The following is an 18,985-nucleotide window of genomic DNA, read 5'->3' on the forward strand; positions in this document are numbered from 1 at the left end:
CATTAGGTATGAACCATTCTATATGTATTGTTAAAATTGTGAGCGGCTTGACTCCTTATTATACTTTACTACCCTAATTTCGTCAGTTTACATCCTATCCGAAAGAGGGAATGTATGTAAAAAAGGAGTAAAGGAGCAAAAAAAAATGCGCAAATTAGTAGCAATAGACCTAGATGGAACATTTCTTAATCAGTATTACACTATATCCTCCCTGCATGCCAGCACAGTAAAAAAAGCGCAGCAAAAAGGAGCTGAAATCGTTATAGCAACAGGAAGGGCAAACTTCGATGTACAGCGTCTCTTTCAAAATGAACAGCTTTCCACTTGGGTTATCGGAGCAAACGGAGCCACCACTTATGATCCAGAAGGGCATCTGACCGTTTCCTTGCCAATGGAAACAATTTACGCAAAAGAAATAATCACATGGCTAAATGAAGAGAATTATTATTATGAAATAGTCACGGATAATGAAATATTCATAACGAGTAAAGCAAAACAGCTGCTTCAGGATGAAATGGATATCGTCCAGAGTGCGGAAAGAAGTGAGATGGAAAGAGCTCGCGAACGCCAGCTTGGTCAGGCAAATCTCCAAGAGATAGAGGACTATATCGATGTCTTCCAATCCGAAAAGAAAATTTATAAAATAACGATTGTAAGCTTTGATGAAGAAAGACGACGTGTTGCGGCTGATACATTAAGCAAGAAAGGACTGAATCTATTTTCTTCAGCCGATTTTAATTTAGAAATTGTTGATAACAAGGCCTCAAAAGGAAACGCATTGAAAAAACTAGCAAAAAAATTAGACATGAAGCAAGATGATATCATTGCAATCGGAGACAGCATGAATGACTTGCCGATGCTGGAGATTGCAGGCACGAAGGTAGCGATGGGCAATGCAACCGAAGAGGTAAAACAACATTGTGACTATACAACCGAAACGAACGAGAAAGATGGCGTAGCCCATATGCTCGAACGTGAAATACTACAAAAATAGAGGCTGCTATCAGCCTCTATTTTTTTGGTACTCAATTGTACTATAAACTTGTGCACTTGCTGAAGGATCCAAATACAGCTTCGCACTATTCACTGCAGTAATTGCTTCCGCGAATCCTGTTGCAATCAGCATATTTTTATTTTCATAATGTACAGCATCTCCTGCTGCGTAGATGCCAGACACATTAGTTGCCATACTATGATCCACTATAACCTTGTTTTTATCCGTTTCGATTCCCCAGCTGGCAAATGGAGTCTGCGTGAGATTTACATTTTCATAATATAACAGCGCATCCGTTTCATACATCATCTGCAGACCATCCTGTTCCACCAATAATGTGTGCAATCCTTGGCTGTTTCCTAATAGCTTGGTGACTTTATGATTGTATATCACGCGTATTGATGTCTCCTCAAGTGCTTCAATTACTTGAGGCGGCGTATACAGGAAATAATCCCGTTGATTAATTAATGTCACTTCCTTCGCCGTCTTCTCAAGTGCCCTTGCCCAATCAATGCCTGTCCGATTCATTGCATAAACCGTGACACGCTTATCCCGGAATTTCTCAGGTGACTTCAAATAATAATGCAGATTCTTTCCTTCATATAAAGGCGCTTCCTCAAGCCGCAGCGGTTTCATCTGGTAGGTTCCCATTCCGCTAGTAAGAATAATTGTTCGAGCCATATAAAGCTTGCCGGCAGATGTTTTGATTTCAAATATTCCATTTTCCTGTTTTCTTATCTGCTCGACAAACTCATCTGTTATAATCTCCGGTTCTGCCTTCCTGCTTTGCTCAAGCAGTTTATCGACCATTTCTTCTCCAGTTGCAACGGGATAAGCACCCACATCATAAATGTGCTTTTCTGGATAAAATTGCGCCACTTTCCCGCCGAAAGCCGAAGTAGCTTCAATCAATAAAGTCGTCATCTTCCGTAGCTTTGTATAAAAGGACGTATACAGTCCGGTTGTTCCGCCGCCAACGATAATCACATCGTATATAAAATCATTTCGCAATGGAAAATCCTCCCTGTTGCTTAAGAATTATTTACTATAATTTCACTGAAATTGGTTTGCTTTTTCAAACCTCGGGTATACAATATCCCTATGACTATTTGACTACATAACAACTCGGAGGTTTTCCATGCAGGAAGTCACTGGTACATATAACGTCACCTTTGTTGTCGTTTCTATATTTATTGCCATTCTTTCATCCTATATCGCCCTGGACATGTGCTCCAGGATAAACCGTACGACAGGCTGGCGGAAATTCTTTTGGTTTATCTCCAGTTCACTTTTGATGGCACTCGGCATCTGGTCGATGCATTTCATATCCATGCTGGCTTATAAGCTGCCCGTGGAAGTCACTTATGATCCCGGTCTTGTCATCTTATCCGTGATCTTCGCTTTTACTGGTACTTCCATTGCATTTTATCTTGCTACTATAAGAATGACTGCATTCCGTCTGTTTGCAGGGAGTATCTCAATGGGAGCAGCAATTGTAAGTATGCATTACATAGGTATGATGGCCATGCGCTTGGACGGTATGATGCATCATGGCGGTCCGTATTACTACTTATCTATCATAATTGCTATTATAGCATCCTGTGTCGCTTTGCTATTGTTTCACTACTTCCAAAACCAGACTGGCCAAACACAGCATCTGTTTAAATTTGCCAGCGCAATTACAATGGGTACTGCCATTTGCGGCATGCACTATACAGCAATGAAAGCGGCTGTTGTTCATGTGAATAGCAGCTCCATTTTGCCAGAACCGGTGTTCACACCAAATAATATCAACCTTGCTATTAGCGTGATGCTCGTCATCCTGCTGACACAGGTATTGGCTTTTGTCTCCACGTCGACAGATCAGAAGCTTGCCGAACAAGCAGACCGATTACAATATATCGCAAACCATGATGAATTGACGAATATTCCGAATCGCCGTTACTTTGAGCAGCAGCTGCTTGGCTATTTAGAAGAGCGTACAAGTGAACCCGCAGCTCTGTTCTTTATGGATCTGGATCGTTTTAAAGCAGTCAATGATACGCTCGGTCATAAATTCGGCGATAAACTGCTTCAGCTTGTGACATTGCGCCTTTCAAGAATGCTTCCAGAACGAAGTATGCTTGCTCGACTTGGCGGAGATGAATTCACGTTGCTTTATCCAGATGCAAAAAAGGAAGATGCAACAATGTTGGCACAAGCAATCATACAAAGCGTAGAAGAGCCATTTTTCATTGAAGGCCGGAAAGTGACTGTCAGCACAAGCATCGGTATTGCTTTGATTCCTGATAATGGGACAACAAGTAAGGAAGTGATGCGATTTGCAGATATCGCCATGTATTTGGCAAAAGAAAGCGGCAGGTCAAATTACAAGTTCTTTGCCAATGACAGCTTGCATGACTCACAGCCGCTTTTGCTGGAATCAGAATTATGTAGCGCTATTGCCAATGGAGAAATACAAGTTTATTTTCAGCCAAAGATGGCAAGTTCCGGCGACCAAGTATATGGTGTCGAAGCTCTATGCCGCTGGGTTCATCCTACGCACGGCATTATTCCGCCTGGCCAGTTCATCCCTCTGGCAGAAAAGAACGGAGACATCATCGCACTCGATAAGAAGATGATTGAACTTGTTTTCGCCGAAATGAATAAAGAAGCGTTCCGGGATCTTCATGTTGCGGTTAACATCAGCACCCAGCAATTTTATAACAATCGCTTCTTAAGCTTCATTCGCAAACAAATGGAGTTATATCCTGAAGTAGATGTAACGAAGCTGGAAATCGAAATAACAGAGGAAACCGCAATTCAAGACGTAGAAGGTGCTGCACACACAATAATGGAGCTGAAGAAATTAGGAATTCGTATCGCACTGGATGACTTCGGCAAAGGCTTCAACAGCCTCAACTATTTAAAACAATTGCCTGTTGACACACTAAAGATTGATCGTGCTTTCATTGCGAACTTACCTGAGGACTTCCAAGACCAGGCCATTGTCTCTTCTATCGTAACATTAGCGAAAAAACTTCAACTTTCTATTGTCGCAGAAGGAGTAGAAAGCCAAGAACAGCTGACTTGGGTGCAAAACTTAGAATGTGATTATGCACAAGGTTATATGTTCAGCAAACCGCTGCAAGTGTCAGAGTTCTTAACCTATCTCAACACTTTCAATGCAATACATAAAGAAAAGGCGACCCTTATATAAGGGTCGCCTTTTTCTTTAATATTCCACTTTATCTTCTTTTTTTGACCATGCTTTCATCGGATCTGCCGTTTGAGTATCACGAAGCTGCACCGTATGAATTTTTCGTTCCTCATATGGTTTTTCAATCTCCTGATAGATGAAATCATCATCGAATCCAATTTCTGCCGCATCCTTTTTCGTATAAGCGAAGTACAATGCTTTCGGGCGAGCCCAATAAATCGCTCCTAGACACATCGGACAAGGCTCACAGCTGGAATAAATGATACAATCCTCCAGTTCGAAGTGACCCAGATTGCTCGTTGCGTTACGTATAGCCTGTATTTCCGCATGTGCTGTTGGATCATGCAAGGTTGTTACCAAGTTTGTCCCCTCGCCGACGATTTCTCCATCCTTGACGATGACAGCACCAAATGGACCTCCCTTGCCGTTGTTCACATTCGCTACTGCTAATTTACATGCATAATCTATGTAATAATGATGATCCATCTTATCTCCTCCTACATCATACTTTCCTTATAATTATAGAATTTTTCTTAATATTTAGCCAGAATGTTAGTATATAATCCTCTGCTTATAGGAACAATATACTTGTTACTTTTCGTAACCTCATATATAATGAAAAACAATAGATGAACTATACAGTGTTTTTTACAGAGGTGATGTTAGATGAAATCCGAAGAATTATGTCCGCGCTTTGAGTCAGGAATGGAGCTTTTAAGCAAACGTTGGACTGGCCTTATCATTTTCCGCCTCTTAGAAGGATCACAGCGATTTTCTGAATTGGAATCGTCCTTGCCGATCAGCGGGCGTTTGCTCTCTGAACGTCTTAAAGAGTTAGAAGCAGCAGGCATTGCAACAAGAACAGTATATCCGGACACGCCAGTCCGTATTGAATATGAACTGACTGAAAAGGGTCGTGCATTGCACCCTGTGATTACTTCCATAAGAGAATGGGCGGAAAAATGGGTTACTCCGGATGAACCAGCCCCAACAAAATAATATTCCCTTCAGACAACCTGCCCTTTTGATAGGACAGGTTTTTTTACGTGACTCAATTTCCGAATAGTAAGAATATTGATAAATAACCATTTACATTCTCACAGAATGGGTATATAGTAAAGAAATCAAAATGGATAGGAGGTGGGGAGGAAATGCAACGTAAAGCTGCTCTTTTATTTATCGGACTTGTGTTGTCAATCATGGTGCAAGTAATGGTACTGCATCCAATGTATCAATTGGGAACAAATGATATTCAAGCACAGCACGTCATCATCCACAAGGCTGATTTGCCGGATGATGAGAAACACTGGTTCCCGATCATTTCACAAACAGCAGTCCTGATTTTTCTGCCTGTGTTGCTTGTCACAAGTATGATGCAAGCACGCATGATGCAGACTAAGCAGGCGGTCCGGCATTTCCTGCTGGCCGTCTTCTATCAATCGAGTTACCGCTGAATAGTCTTCCCTTTTGCTTGAAGGTTTCTTAGCATTCCAAAGGAGGGGACGAAAATGTTTGTGGCAAGAGCGATCATCGTCGTAGCATTTTCCATTAGCGCGTTATCTATCTTTGCTTTCCAAGGCATTGAATTGGTTCACGCAGTTACAGACCTATTCAGCAAAAAAGGATAAATAAAAAGAGCGTATTCTTGAGGGGGAATACGCTCTTTTTTTATTTAATCAACTAATTTACCAGGATTCATAATTCCGCGTGGATCGATTGCCTGTTTAATTGTTCGCATCAAATCATAAGCTGTACCGTGTTCTTTTGACTGATAACTCTTCTTCCCTATCCCCACACCATGCTCACCTGTACATGTACCGTCATGAGCAAGCGCATAGTCCACTATTTCTTTATGGAGCTGCTTAGCTGCAGTTACTTCATGTGCATCCCCAAAATCTGCCATCGCAATGATATGGAAATTGCCGTCACCTACATGTCCGACAATGCCTGCCTCCAAGCCGCTTTCCTCTACTGCTTGTCTTGCATGAAGGATTGAATCCGCAAGCTCTGATATCGGCAGACATACGTCTGTGACGAGCATCCGTTTTGTTGGTGCAGCTTGTATGTAATAATAAGCAAGATTATGCCTTGCATCCCATAAACGTTCCTGTGATGCCTGATCGGTTTCTGTAAGGAATTCAGCCACATGAAATGGCTTTAATAACTCCTCCATCCGTTTGATTTGATTCTGAAGATGCTCAACCTCACCATTCAACTCGAAAAAGATTGTCGGCTGTTCGATGTAAGAAGCATTAGCGAATCGATTGACATGTGCAACGGAGGCCGCATCAACAAACTCAATCCTAGCCAAATCCAGCCCTGCTGTACGAAGTCTCACCACAGCAGTTACAGCTTCTTCAAAGTCATTGAATACAGCACGAGCTGCTACACTCGCCTCCGGTATTGGATACACACGGAGAGTGAGTTCTGTAATGACACCAAGAGTACCTTCTGAACCTGTAAATAAACCAGATAGATGCAGTCCTGAAGAAGACTTCACGGCTTTCGAACCAGTATGTATTATTTCTCCGCTCGGCAATACTACCTCCATGTCCAATATGTTATCCCGCATTGTGCCATACTTAACGGTATAAGATCCACTAGCATTCGTGCCCGCCATCCCGCCAAGTGTTGCTTCCGCCCCAGGATCTACACTGAAGAATAATCCATGCTTTTGTAGGGCAGCATTCAATTGGAACTGTGTGAGACCTGCTCCGACAACGACATTACCGTCCCTATCTCCAATTGTCTTAAGATCATTCATCAATCCCAAATCAAGAGAAATACCTCCGTCATATGGAATTGCATGACCTTCTAAGCTGGAACCTTTTCCAAAAGGAGTAACCGGTATTCCATGGTTGTTAGCAAACGAGAGAACCGCACTTACTTCTTGTGTATTTTCCGGAAATACGACGACATCCGGATCGGCCGCAGGGTGATAGGATGCATCATGGTTATGCTGGCTTATGACTGCTGCTGTTGTTGATATCCTCCCTGGATGAATCAATTTGCTCAATTCTTTCACAATATCCATGCCTAGCTCCCCCTTCTATCTTATACAAACAAGCTTAACATGAAGGTTCTGAATTAAAAAGCCGAACAGTCAGAATAATTAAATATAATAAAACAAACCGTAAGATGTATATTTTTATAAGTAAAAAAAACAATAAATAAGTAAAAACCCAATTTATTTCACATCAGTAAAATACTTTAATACCGCGGTTTTCCGGACGGTCACTTAGTATGTGAAATATCACACAAACTCAGTAAAAGCAATAGTTATTTTAAATACTTTGTTAAAATTGATTAACATTTGATTAGTGATAGAATTGGTTGTGGCAGTTACAAAAGGTAAGTAATTATTCGAAAAGGTGGAATCAGATATGAACACATATCGAAATAATGAAGATGGATCTATATCCACTTCTCTAAGAGGTAAGAACTTAATTTCAAATCCTTTTCTAAATAAAGGTGTCGCTTTTACAAAAGAAGAACGAGCTGAGCTTGGTCTTGAAGGTGTTTTGCCAGCGACCGTTTTAACATTGGATGAGCAAGTAAAACGTGCTTACGAGCAGTTCAATGCACAGCCTAACAATTTGTTGAAAAACAACACATTAAACCAGCTGTACAACCGTAACGTTGTTCTTTACTATCGTCTATTGACTGATCATCTTAGCGAAATGCTTCCAGTCGTTTATACTCCAACTGTAGGACAAGCTATCCAGGAATACAGCCATGAGTACCAACGTCCAGGCGGTGTTTATCTTGATATCAACAACCCGGATAACATTGAGCAAGCATACGAAAACACATTGCTTAACACAGATGAAATCGACTTGATCGTAGTAACTGACTCTGAGAGCATTCTTGGAATTGGTGACTGGGGTGTCGGCGGTCTGAATATCGCTATTGGTAAATTGGCTGTTTACACAGCAGCTGCTGGTATCGATCCTAACCGTGTACTTCCAGTGGTAATTGATGCTGGTACAGATAACGAAGCATTGCTTAATGATCCACTTTACGTTGGTAACCGTCATAAACGTGTACGCGGCGAGCAATACGACCAGTTCATCGATGCGTTCATCAGCAAAACTGTTGAGAAGTTCCCTAACGTACTTCTTCATTGGGAAGACTTCGGTAACCGCAACGCACGTAACATCATCGATAAGTATGGTGATAAGATCCTTACTTTCAACGATGACATCCAAGGTACTGGTGCCATCACACTTGCAGCTGTTATGAGTGCTTCCAAAGTTACTGGAACACCAATCTCAGAACAACGCGTAGTTGTCTTCGGACCTGGTTCTGCAGGTATCGGTAACGCAGACCAAATTGCAGCCACTATGGTACTTGACGGTATCTCTAAAGAAGACGCATTGAAAAACTTCTGGGCAATCGACCAACGTGGTCTTTTGACTGATGACATGGACGGCATTGCTGAATTCCAGAAACCTTACCTTCGTTCTGCTGATGAAGTAAAAGACTGGAACAAAGAAGATGGCATCATCGGTCTTGCTGAAGTTATCCGCCAAGTGAAACCAACTATCTTGATTGGTACATCTGGCCAAGCTGGTGCTTTCAGTGCAGAAATCATCAAAGAGATGGCGAAACACGTAGAGCATCCAGTTATCATGCCTATGTCCAACCCAACACCACTTGCGGAAGCAATTCCAAAAGACTTGCTTGAGTGGACAGACGGTAAAGCTCTAATCGCAACAGGCAGCCCGTTTGACCCTGTTGAGTACAAAGGAACAACTTATCACATCGGACAAGCAAACAACGCGTTCGCGTTCCCAGGTCTTGGACTTGGATCCATCGCTGTTAAAGCAAACTTGATCACAGCTTCTATGTTTGCAGCAGCAGCTAATGCAATTGCAGACATGGTTAACAGCAATACACAAGGTGGCTCTTTGCTTCCAGCAATCGATGAGCTTCAACCAGTTTCAACCGCTGTTGCAGAAGCAGTTGCTAAAGCTGCAATCGAAGATGGCGTATCTGATGCAAAACCTGAAGAAATCAAAGACCTAATAGCTCAATCTGTTTGGAAACCAGAATATAAATCCATCAGAGGCTAAGCCTTTAAAGAATTTCTCATGGTGCAGGTGACTCCTTCCAAAAGGAGGCACCTGTATTAATTTTGACAACAAGAGCAATATAACTACTGTAGGGAGTGGAAAGAACATGAGTTTTGGTGAAATTTTCATCATACTAGTCCCGATTTTCTTCGTTATCCTTCTTGGATTCATCGCTGGGAATCGTGGCATTTTCAACAAAGAAACATCTAAAGGGATTAACACACTTGTAACAAAAATCGCATTGCCAGCACACTTATTCGTTGGGATCACAACAACTTCCCGCGAAACCATCTTTGATAAAGCTTCATTCCTTGTAGCTTTGCTGATTGGTGTTATCGGATTCTTTATCGTTTTACTACTTATTACAAAATGGACTACTAAATATGACTTTGTTACTTCAACGATGTTCTCACTGAATTCAACACAGCCGACTTTCGCCTTTATGGGTATCCCAGTAATGGGAAGTATCTTCGGTGCAGATGCAATTGCAATTCCGATTGCCCTTATGGGTATCATCGTAAATGCTGTACTTGATCCAATGTCCACTATTTTCGGTACAATTGGAACACGTAATAAAGATGCTGAATCTGCAGAAAACAAAGAGAGCCTTTTCAAAGTAACAATGAAATCTATCGCACACGGTCTTACAGAGCCGCTTGCATGTGTACCGATTATTGGTCTGATTCTTGTGCTTGTCTTTAACTTCCACCTACCGGAACTAGGCGAGAAATCACTTGACCAAATCGGTGATGTTGTATCTGGTGTTGCACTATTCGCAGTTGGTGTGACAATCGGTATCAACAAAATCAAACTTAGCCTATCTGCATTTTCAATTGCTATTCTAAAAGCAGTTGTTCAACCGCTTGTTATGGTTGGTATCGCACTTGCACTTGGTTTGACACATAATGATTTCGTACAAGCGGTATTACTTGTATCCTTCCCTGGTTCTGCCGTTGCAACTATGATTGCAATTCGCTTTAAGACCTTGGAAACAGAGGTTGCATCTGCTTTCGTAATCAGTGCAATTCTGTCTATCGTCACTTTGCCATTCTTAATTACGGCAATTATGTAATATAAAAGGAGTATCCCTTATTGGGATACTCCTTTTTTTATTTAACAGCAGGAAGGTCATCTGATTTCGACAATTCATCTCGCAAGTAATCCATGTATCGCTCCAAGGTAGTCAGAATCTCATCTCGTTCATCATCTGACAAGTCACCGGCATGCTGCAACTTCTTATATGGATATGCACTCACTTTACTTCCTTCCTTTCGTATTAATGATGTTGGTAGCTAGTATATACCCCGGCTTTCAACAGAGGAAACGTATGTAATATAATTGTAACAGAATTTTCAAATAATTATATCTAAAAAAGGTGCTATTGTCCATACGGGCAATAGCACCTTTTTCTTATTTAATGATTTTAACGCGCTCTTCAAGCGGCTGGAATTCTTTATCGCCAGCAGGCATCGCGGGTTTACCGAAAGGCATTTGTCCGCGAAGCTTCCAGTTAGAAGGGATATCCCATTCTTTTTGGATTGCTTCATCCACTAGTGGGTTATAGTGCTGCAGGCTCGCACCAAGACCTTCCATTTCCAATGCCGTCCAGACCACAAGCTGGTGCATACCAGAAGTCTGCTCAGACCAGATCGGGAAGTTATCCGCATAAAGCGCGAATTGCTCTTGAAGACCTTTTACAACTGTTTCATCTTCAAAGAATAGAACCGTACCATATCCATTACGGAAAGATGCGATCTTTTCTTCTGTCGGCGCAAAGTTATCCGCGGGAACAACTGCACGAAGCTGCTCTTCGGTAAGATCCCAGAAGCGATCATGCTTTTCTCCAAGAAGCACGATTACACGTGTGCTTTGAGAGTTGAATGCGGATGGTGTGTATTTAACTGCAAACTCCACAATTTCTTGAATGCGTTCATCAGAAACTGGAGATTCTTTTGCTAGAGCATAGATGGATCTTCTGTTTTCTAAAGCTTTGAAAAAATCTTGAGTCATTATATATCCCTCCAAAAATTGTACTACCATTTGATAGCATACCCGACTCAGCAATCACCTATTAGTTACTTATGATTACAGGGTTACTTTCAGTAATTAATGTATCGCATTCTAAAGAAAACGTCAATAAAAAAGGGCGCTGCATAGGCGCGCCCCCATTTCTTATAAGCGAATATCAACACCTGGACCAACCTGCAGTCCAAGCAAACTCCATACAACGAACATGATGATCCATGCAATTAAAATGATAACTGCAAATGGCAGCATGAGTGACATCAGTGTTCCTAGACCTGCTCGTTTATCGTACCGCTTCATGAACCCAAGCAGCATGACAACGTAAGGACTCATCGGTGACAGAATATTGAAGGCAGAATCCCCCATACGGAAGGCTACCTGCGTATATGCTGGATCATATCCCAATTGGTAGAACATCGGCAGGAATACCGGCGCAAGTAGTGCCCAAAGCGCAGAACCACTTGTGATGAACAGATTAACAATCGCACTGATCAACGTGAAGCCGACCATCGCTCCAACACCTGTTACATTCATATTTTCCAGTGCTACACTTCCATTCACAGCAATGATGGTACTGATATTCGTCCATTCAAAGTAAGCAATGAATTGCGCAGCTGCAAATACGAGGACAATGAATCCGGACATCTCCTTCATTGCAATGCCCATTTTCTCCGGGATATCGGAGATTTTCTTCAATGTACCTGCAGTAAACCCATAGACTACAGCCAATATGATGAAAAGAACTAAAATTAGCGGAACGATATTACTTAAGAACGGCGATGGGATGATTGTTCCCTCTTCCCCGCGAAGTATAGCGTTGGATGGAACGATAAGCAGCGAAACAAGGATGATATAAACTCCCGCAGCAATCAGTGCATTCCGAACACCGCGTTTCTGCTCCGGACGAAGTTTTTCGATCTGCTCGTTCAAGATACCTTTATCCGCAAAAGAGGGATCATAATTACCCAGACGCGGTTCGATTAGTTTTTTGGATACAAACGAAACTACAACAACGAGCATGATAGTAGAAGCAGCCATGAAGTACCAGTTATCTAGCGGCGAAACAGCTCGTGCATCACTATACTGCCCTTGAATGACTTCTGTCGAGATACCAGATAGCAAAACATCCGTACCAGCAATGAGGAAGTTCGCTGTAAAGCCAGCAGATACAGCAACAAAGGAGGTCAGGAGTCCTGCAATCGGATGCTTACCGATAGAATAATAAATCATTGCAGCAAGCGGCGGTATGATTACCATTGCAGCATCCGAAGCAATATTCCCCAAAATACCTGTGAAAATGATCATATACGTAACAAGACTCTTCGGAATGTTCATAACCATCCCGCGCATCACTACCTCAAAGAATCCAACATGCTGCGCGAGCCCGATACCGAACATCATAACCAGTACAAGACCAAGCGGAGCAAATCCCGTGAAGTTTTCCAGCATAGAGGATAAAGCGAAAATCAATCCTTCTTCTGAAATCATGTTGTTGACTTCCACAACCTCATTCTCCGGTGTGGTAACGGATACGCCAAGCATACTCATGATCCATGAAACAATGGCAATAAAAATAGCCAAATATATGAAAAGCATAAATGGATCAGGCAGCTTGTTACCAGCCCGTTCTATTGCCGAGAGAAACCTTAGAACCTTCCCCTCTTCTTTTTCGGGCTTCTGCGAGCCGCCATTCTGTGTCTGATTTTCCATCTCTTTACCCCCGATCTGTTAGTTAGGCTAATATGGTTGGCTTTACACCTTCCGGGATAGGACTTGTATAACCATCTGGACCTAAGCGTTTTTGCAGTTCAAGCTTCGCAGCTTCCAGTTGTTCCGGCTTATCAAATAGAGTAAGTGCAGTAGCAGCCATCACTTCACTTGCATAGAGCATCCCTTTTTGAGCTAGAGACGTTTTCCCTTGGGATACTACCTGCCATGTATGCAGCGGCGTACCAACAGCAAAGCACGCTGCATGGAACTGGATAGTAGGCGTGATTCTGCTTACATCCCCTACATCAGTTGAACCGTATTGGAAATTCTCTGCATCATGGTACGGAATTGGTGTTGTTAGAATTGGTGATGTATCCATCTCTTCTTCCCACAGTGCCGCATCCTTGCCAATTAGCTGCAGGATGGATCGCTTATCGGAGGAGATATCCTCTTCACTTAGCGTCGTTTGAATACCTCTTGCAAAATTAAGTTCTTCTGCTGAATATTCGGGTACCTGGACACGTTCAACCTGATCTTGCATCACTTGTTCAAGAATTGTATTACGGATGAATCCGGAACAAGCCTTATCAAACGTTATCTCCAGCTCAGTTTCCGTCATAAGCGCGGCTCCTTTGGCAATCTTCACGACACGCTGGTAGATGCTCTCAACCTGCTCGGTTTCCGGGGCCCTAACTAGGTAGAGCACTTCGGCTTCCGGCTGCACCACGTTCGGAGAAACACCACCGGCATTCGTAATCGCATAATGCAGACGCGCATCTTGCACAACATGCTCCCGCAGGAAATTAGTTCCGATATTCATCAATTCAACAGCATCCAGTGCACTGCGCCCTAGATGTGGTCCGCCTGCTGCGTGTGCACTTTTTCCTTTGAATTTGAAATACACTTGATAGTTGGCCAGCGTCTCGGCTCTTTGCACCCCGCTATGAGTAAATGGATGCCATGTAATAGCCGCATCTGCATCATCAAAAACTCCTTCTTTAGCCATGAAGGTTTTACCTGATCCACCTTCTTCTCCTGGACAGCCGTAGTAACGTACAGTACCGCTCATTCCGTTTTCCTGCATGTATTCCTTTACCGCCAACGCAGCTCCCAACGCACTTGTGCCTAGCAGATTATGCCCGCAGCCGTGACCTGCTCCTCCTGAGACAATCGCTTGTTGTTCTGTCACACCTGCTTCTTGACTCAAATCAGATAGCGCATCGAATTCACCCAAAAAGGAGATGACAGGTTTGCCTGTACCAAAGTTTGCTACGAATGCGGTTTCGATACCTGCAATACCACGCTGGACATCAAATCCTTCCTCTTCCAGTACATTTGCAAGAAGTGCAGCAGATTGCTTTTCTTGAAAACGCAGTTCCGCGAACTCCCAAATTCGCTCACTTACCGCGCATAGTTTTTCCGCTTTATTTCTTATAAGACTATCCATCGAAATAGTGCTCATTAGCCCTTCCTCCTATGTATGCAAAATCCATGTTAGCTTTCCTCACCTGTGATGTTACAGAAAGATAAAAGAATCTGCAATAGATTATCTTCAAAAAAATCTAATAATTCAAATTTTATTGTAAACTATTCTAACATACAATTTAAGAAAACGCTTACATTTATAACAAAAAAACAGGAAGCTATTCTCCCTAATGGAAGAAAACTTCCTGTTACATGCATCAATGAGCAAATTGCGCGTCATAAAGGCGACGATAAGCTCCCTCTCTTTCCAATAGCTCGCTATGCTTCCCTTCTTCTGTAATGCCTTGCTTAGTTACCATGATGATTTTATCTGCATGCTTGATTGTAGCCAGGCGGTGCGCAATCACTAAAGTGGTACGCCCTGCTGACAACTCATCCAGCGCTTCCTGTATCTTAACTTCCGTTTCTGTATCCAAAGCGGATGTTGCTTCATCCAGTATGAGAATTGGCGGATTCTTCAGGAATACACGCGCTATTGATATACGCTGTTTCTGACCGCCGGAAATCATTACACCGCGCTCCCCAATGACGGTATCCAATCCTTTCGGCAATTCTGCAAGAAAATCAGTCAGCTGCGCTCTTCTGGCTGCTTCCTCAATTTCAGCATCTGTTGCACCCAACTTGCCATAAGCAATATTTTCTCTGATAGTGCCGCCGAACAAATAAACATCCTGCTGCACGATTCCAATTTGACTTCGCAAAGATGCCAATGTCATCTCATCCGTTGAAATACCATCAATGCTGATTTCCCCAGCATTCCGCTCATAAAAGCGCGGCAGTAAACTGCATATTGTAGATTTACCAGCTCCAGAAGGACCAACAAAAGCAACCGTCTCCCCGGCATTTATGGAGAAACTGATATCTTTTAGGATCGAACTGCCCTCTTTATATCCGAAAGAGACATTATCGTACCGTATGTTCCCGGTAAGAGCTTCCACCAGCTTGGCATTTGGTGCATCCTTTATATCTGGATCAAGCCGCATGATATCCATATAACGCTGAAATCCGGCAATTCCTTTCGGGTATAGCTCGATAATTGCACCGATTTTCTGTATTGGCTGGAAGAATACGTTTGTTAGGAGAATAAAAGCTACCAGATCTCCGTAAGACATTCTACCCTGAATTATGAACCACGCTCCTGCAATTAACTGGAATACAGCTATGAATCGCATCAACATGTACGTGACAGAAAGATTCAAAGCCATGATCTTATAAGACAATAATTTTGTTAGACGGTAACGTTCATTGTTGACCTTGAATCGTGCTTCTTCATGCGCTTCGTTCGTAAAAGCCTGAACAACGCGGATACCGCCAACAGTATTTTCGATTCGAGAACTGAAATCTGCTGTATCTTCGTTCATCCTTCTGGAGGCTTCTGTCATCTTCTTGTTACAGTAAAGAACAATCCAGAACAGAATCGGAACGACGAGCATTGTCATGAGTGCAAGCGGCCAATTGATGAAGAACATGATTGTTAGTGCTCCAGCAATGGTCATTAGAGCGATGAACAGATCTTCCGGACCGTGGTGAGCCATCTCTCCAATCATGAACAAATCGTTCGTCAACCGGGAAATCAAATTCCCTACCTTTGTATTATCGAAGAAACGAAAGCTCAGCTTCTGAATATGCTCAAATAGTTGTTTGCGCATATCCCGCTCAATATTGATGCCAAGCTTATGTCCCCAATAGGTGACTATGTATTGCGTGACTGTACTCAGGCCATAAACAATGAACAACAAAATACACGCTGTCACAATCCAGCTCCAGTTTTCCGTCGGAAGCAATTGGTCGACCATCATATTAACGCCAATTGGAAAAGCCAGCTCCAATATGGCTACAAAAACAGCACTGCCGAAGTCCAGCATGAACAGCCGTTTATACGGTTTATAAAAAGCGAAAAACTCTTTTAACAAGACCCACACTTCTTTCTGAGAATGATTATCACTCTATTTTACATGTAACCGGTAGCTGGCGCACCCCTTTATTAGATAATTCTTAACAAATCAGATGTAATAGAATAAAAAATAAACCCGACGCATCTCTGCATCGGGTTTTCCTTACACGCCCTCTTCGACTCGGCGCAGTTCTTCTTGCTCTCCAGCAATCAGCTTATCAATAAAATATGCTACGCCCAGTTCATCATTTGTTTTTGTTACATGCGTAGCAATTTCCATTAACTCCGTCATTGCATTCTTCATCGCAACGCCGTTACCAGCAACCTCAAACATACTAATATCATTCGGGCTGTCTCCAACTGCGTAGATATCTTCCTTCTGAATTCCATATTTTTCAGCAAGCATCGTTACTGCATAGCCTTTACCAGATTTCTCGGGCAAAATCTCAAGAATATGCTCCCCAGAAGAAGTAACCGCGATCTTCGTATTCTGGATTATAGCTTTATACACCTTAGCTAGATTCTGCAGATCGAAACTAAAAACAAGAATTTTGAATATCGTATTTTCATCGGTGAAAATATGGTCGATATTCGGTACGAAACGAATACCGGATTGTTTGAATTGAGACATGGCACCAATCCAAAGCTTCTCCAGACTTTCATCCGGGTTGGCAGATATTACTTTGTCCAATTCCGCCTGTAGCTTTTCTTCCCCATTATAAGGAGAAAGCAGCTCTGTTTCTGTATACACTTCAAAGTAGATATCCCGTTCAATGAGGAACGTCGCTATCTCCTTTGCTAGCTCTTTTTCAAATGTGATTGTATTAAGTAATTTATATCCAACATCATGAATCGTACCACCGTTAGAAGCGATGATAGGGATATCCAAATCATCTCCAACAAGTGACTTCACATCGAATGTTGCACGTCCAGTACTAATTGAAACAAGCATATCCGCATCAATAGCACGCTTGATAGCTTCTTTATTTTCTTCGGGGATTTGACTTTCAGTATTCAGTAATGTTCCATCCAGGTCTATTGCTATCATTTTTTTAGCCAAGCAAAATCCTCCTAATAACATTTTTAGGTAGTCAATTCTGGTACTATTAAATTATAATGGTTTATTGTGGGACTTTTCAATCGAGAGCAGATGGAAAGGTTTCATCTTATACCGAAAGAGGAAAAGGCTTACATAATTATAACATAGTTATCGCACAACTTAGGAGGTAGCAATATATGCAGAAAAAGCAATCCAATGGCTTATTGTATTTTTTTGGTGCACTTGGCGGCTTGCTGTATGGATATGATACTGGAGTCATCTCCGGTGCACTACTATACATCGATGAAGATCTTGGACTGAATTCCTTCACGGAAGGGCTCGTCGTAAGCTCACTATTAGTAGGGGCTATCATCAGCGCTGCCATCACTGGCCGTGTTACAGATAAAATCGGACGTAAAAAAACGATAATAGCAGCCGGTATCTTATTCCTTATAGGTGCATTGTCTGCTGGACTTGCTGCCAATGTAACAATGATGGTTGTTGCTCGTGTCATTCTTGGTTTAGCAGTTGGATGTTCCACGACAATCGTACCACTTTATTTATCAGAGCTTGCTCCAAAAGAAAAGCGCGGCTCTCTCGCTTCATTAAACCAACTATTAATTACAATTGGTATTTTGTCTTCATACCTTGTTAACTATGCTCTGTCAGATGCAGGCGCATGGCGCTGGATGCTTGGACTGGCTGTTATCCCAGCAATCATCTTAATCGTCGGTATGTTCTTCATGCCGGAAAGCCCACGCTGGCTCCTAACGGCAGGAAAAGAAGATCAAGCACGCACTATTCTAAAACGTGTACGAGGAGAAAATGCTTCAATTGATGAAGAAGTCTCCGAAGTTAAGAAAGCAGAAAAAGAAGATGAAGGCGGCATGAAAGAGCTGTTTTCCAGTTGGGTACGGCCTGCATTAATTGCTGGAATAGGTATTGCTTTCTTCCAACAGTTCATCGGAATCAACACCATTATTTATTACACGCCAATCACATTGGAGAATGCTGGATTCGCAGACTCCGCTGCCATTCTTGGTACTGTCGGTATCGGCGCAGTCAATGTATTGATGACAATCATCGCCATCCGTTTTGTAGATAAAATCAACCGTAAAACATTGCTAATGGCAGGTAACATCGGAATGGTTATCAGCTTGGTAGTTCTATCTACCGTTAACTTGCTGGCACCTGATTCTACAGCTGCAACATGGGCGATCATCATTTGCCTCGGTACTTTCATCGTCTCGTTCTCGACAACTTGGGGACCTGTTGTTTGGATTATGCTTCCAGAGCTATTCCCGACAGCAGTTCGAGGAATCGGAACAGGTGTAGCTACATTTGCTCTGCATGGCGCTAACTTGATTGTGTCCTTGCTATTTCCGATCTTGCTTAATGCGATCGGTATCAGCTACCTATTCTATATTTTCGCCGCCATCGGCATCCTTGCCCTTCTATTCGTCAAGTTCTTTACGACTGAGACACGCGGGAAGAGCTTAGAACAAATCGAACAAGATCTGCGCAAACGAAGCAGTGTAGGATAAATGAAAAGCCGCCCGTTATG

Annotated in this window: 16 protein-coding genes; 7 read left to right on the forward strand and 9 right to left on the reverse strand. The window is 42.4% G+C overall.

The features are described 5' to 3' along the window. Positions 1-145: 145 nt before the first annotated feature. Positions 146-994, forward strand: coding sequence for a Cof-type HAD-IIB family hydrolase (locus AE2B122_RS14685; RefSeq protein WP_175074537.1), 849 nt, complete (start codon positions 146-148; stop codon positions 992-994). Between the two features lie 9 nt (positions 995-1,003). Here the strand turns inward: AE2B122_RS14685 and AE2B122_RS14690 are convergent, their stop codons facing one another. Further along, positions 1,004-2,005, reverse strand: coding sequence for an NAD(P)/FAD-dependent oxidoreductase (locus tag AE2B122_RS14690; protein WP_095220008.1), 1,002 nt, complete (start codon positions 2,003-2,005; stop codon positions 1,004-1,006). Between the two features lie 127 nt (positions 2,006-2,132). On the opposite strand from AE2B122_RS14690, the gene AE2B122_RS14695 reads away from it, so the two are divergent. After that, a complete protein-coding gene (locus tag AE2B122_RS14695; protein ID WP_175074538.1) occupies positions 2,133-4,193 on the forward strand; it encodes a bifunctional diguanylate cyclase/phosphodiesterase in 2,061 nt (686 codons plus the stop codon). 15 nt (positions 4,194-4,208) lie between these two features. On the opposite strand, the gene AE2B122_RS14700 is transcribed toward AE2B122_RS14695, so the two are convergent. After that, positions 4,209-4,679 carry a nucleoside deaminase gene (locus AE2B122_RS14700; protein ID WP_095220006.1) on the reverse strand — a complete coding sequence of 157 codons (471 nt, stop codon included), beginning with the start codon at positions 4,677-4,679 and terminating at the stop codon, positions 4,209-4,211. 180 nt (positions 4,680-4,859) lie between these two features. On the opposite strand from AE2B122_RS14700, the gene AE2B122_RS14705 reads away from it, so the two are divergent. Further along, positions 4,860-5,192: a helix-turn-helix domain-containing protein gene (locus tag AE2B122_RS14705; RefSeq protein ID WP_095220005.1), complete on the forward strand. Its 333-nt coding sequence runs from the start codon at positions 4,860-4,862 to the stop codon at positions 5,190-5,192. Between the two features lie 152 nt (positions 5,193-5,344). Next, positions 5,345-5,647 carry a hypothetical protein gene (locus AE2B122_RS14710; RefSeq protein WP_095220004.1) on the forward strand — a complete coding sequence of 101 codons (303 nt, stop codon included), beginning with the start codon at positions 5,345-5,347 and terminating at the stop codon, positions 5,645-5,647. 218 nt (positions 5,648-5,865) lie between these two features. On the opposite strand, the gene AE2B122_RS14715 is transcribed toward AE2B122_RS14710, so the two are convergent. Then, complete coding sequence (locus AE2B122_RS14715) at positions 5,866-7,227, reverse strand: FAD-binding oxidoreductase (RefSeq protein ID WP_175074539.1); 1,362 nt, start codon at positions 7,225-7,227, stop codon at positions 5,866-5,868. A 349-nt stretch (positions 7,228-7,576) separates the two neighbouring features. Here AE2B122_RS14715 and AE2B122_RS14720 point away from each other — a divergent pair, with 349 nt between their 5' ends. After that, positions 7,577-9,268 carry an NAD-dependent malic enzyme gene (locus tag AE2B122_RS14720; protein WP_095220002.1) on the forward strand — a complete coding sequence of 564 codons (1,692 nt, stop codon included), beginning with the start codon at positions 7,577-7,579 and terminating at the stop codon, positions 9,266-9,268. Positions 9,269-9,374: 106 nt separating this feature from the next. After that, positions 9,375-10,340 carry an AEC family transporter gene (locus AE2B122_RS14725; protein ID WP_095220001.1) on the forward strand — a complete coding sequence of 322 codons (966 nt, stop codon included), beginning with the start codon at positions 9,375-9,377 and terminating at the stop codon, positions 10,338-10,340. A 37-nt stretch (positions 10,341-10,377) separates the two neighbouring features. Here AE2B122_RS14725 and AE2B122_RS14730 read toward each other — a convergent pair whose 3' ends face one another. From AE2B122_RS14730 to AE2B122_RS14755, 6 genes are all read right to left on the reverse strand, one after another. Next, entirely contained in the window at positions 10,378-10,524 is a 147-nt protein-coding gene (locus AE2B122_RS14730; RefSeq protein ID WP_170937651.1) for a hypothetical protein, read from the reverse strand. Between the two features lie 154 nt (positions 10,525-10,678). Continuing rightward, complete coding sequence (locus AE2B122_RS14735) at positions 10,679-11,278, reverse strand: nitroreductase family protein (protein WP_095220000.1); 600 nt, start codon at positions 11,276-11,278, stop codon at positions 10,679-10,681. A 162-nt stretch (positions 11,279-11,440) separates the two neighbouring features. Continuing rightward, positions 11,441-13,003: an AbgT family transporter gene (locus AE2B122_RS14740; RefSeq protein WP_175074540.1), complete on the reverse strand. Its 1,563-nt coding sequence runs from the start codon at positions 13,001-13,003 to the stop codon at positions 11,441-11,443. Positions 13,004-13,025: 22 nt separating this feature from the next. Next, entirely contained in the window at positions 13,026-14,465 is a 1,440-nt protein-coding gene (locus AE2B122_RS14745; RefSeq protein WP_175074541.1) for a M20 family metallopeptidase, read from the reverse strand. A 220-nt stretch (positions 14,466-14,685) separates the two neighbouring features. Then, positions 14,686-16,401: an ABC transporter ATP-binding protein gene (locus AE2B122_RS14750; protein ID WP_175074542.1), complete on the reverse strand. Its 1,716-nt coding sequence runs from the start codon at positions 16,399-16,401 to the stop codon at positions 14,686-14,688. A gap of 144 nt (positions 16,402-16,545) precedes the next feature. Next, the gene (locus AE2B122_RS14755) at positions 16,546-17,430 is read right to left on the reverse strand and encodes a Cof-type HAD-IIB family hydrolase (RefSeq protein WP_249275153.1); all 885 of its coding nucleotides are present in this window, start codon (positions 17,428-17,430) and stop codon (positions 16,546-16,548) included. A gap of 188 nt (positions 17,431-17,618) precedes the next feature. Here AE2B122_RS14755 and AE2B122_RS14760 point away from each other — a divergent pair, with 188 nt between their 5' ends. Then, positions 17,619-18,965 (forward strand): sugar porter family MFS transporter, encoded by a 1,347-nt coding sequence (locus tag AE2B122_RS14760; RefSeq protein ID WP_175074543.1) that lies wholly within the window; start codon positions 17,619-17,621, stop codon positions 18,963-18,965. Positions 18,966-18,985: the final 20 nt, after the last annotated feature.

The organism is Terribacillus sp. AE2B 122 (assembly GCF_902497585.1).
GTDB lineage: Bacteria > Bacillota > Bacilli > Bacillales > Amphibacillaceae > Terribacillus > Terribacillus saccharophilus_A.

Excerpts from the sequence above, each read along its gene's own strand:
- AE2B122_RS14720 (WP_095220002.1), top strand. The coding sequence starts at position 7,577 with ATGAACACATATCGAAATAATGAAGATGGATCTATATCCACTTCTCTA.
- AE2B122_RS14745 (WP_175074541.1), bottom strand. The coding sequence starts at position 14,465 with ATGAGCACTATTTCGATGGATAGTCTTATAAGAAATAAAGCGGAAAAA.
- AE2B122_RS14740 (WP_175074540.1), bottom strand. The coding sequence starts at position 13,003 with ATGGAAAATCAGACACAGAATGGCGGCTCGCAGAAGCCCGAAAAAGAA.
- AE2B122_RS14695 (WP_175074538.1), top strand. The coding sequence starts at position 2,133 with ATGCAGGAAGTCACTGGTACATATAACGTCACCTTTGTTGTCGTTTCT.
- AE2B122_RS14725 (WP_095220001.1), top strand. The coding sequence starts at position 9,375 with ATGAGTTTTGGTGAAATTTTCATCATACTAGTCCCGATTTTCTTCGTT.
- AE2B122_RS14705 (WP_095220005.1), top strand. The coding sequence starts at position 4,860 with ATGAAATCCGAAGAATTATGTCCGCGCTTTGAGTCAGGAATGGAGCTT.
- AE2B122_RS14715 (WP_175074539.1), bottom strand. The coding sequence starts at position 7,227 with ATGGATATTGTGAAAGAATTGAGCAAATTGATTCATCCAGGGAGGATA.
- AE2B122_RS14685 (WP_175074537.1), top strand. The coding sequence starts at position 146 with ATGCGCAAATTAGTAGCAATAGACCTAGATGGAACATTTCTTAATCAG.
- AE2B122_RS14700 (WP_095220006.1), bottom strand. The coding sequence starts at position 4,679 with ATGGATCATCATTATTACATAGATTATGCATGTAAATTAGCAGTAGCG.
- AE2B122_RS14760 (WP_175074543.1), top strand. The coding sequence starts at position 17,619 with ATGCAGAAAAAGCAATCCAATGGCTTATTGTATTTTTTTGGTGCACTT.
- AE2B122_RS14710 (WP_095220004.1), top strand. The coding sequence starts at position 5,345 with ATGCAACGTAAAGCTGCTCTTTTATTTATCGGACTTGTGTTGTCAATC.
- AE2B122_RS14755 (WP_249275153.1), bottom strand. The coding sequence starts at position 17,430 with ATGATAGCAATAGACCTGGATGGAACATTACTGAATACTGAAAGTCAA.
- AE2B122_RS14735 (WP_095220000.1), bottom strand. The coding sequence starts at position 11,278 with ATGACTCAAGATTTTTTCAAAGCTTTAGAAAACAGAAGATCCATCTAT.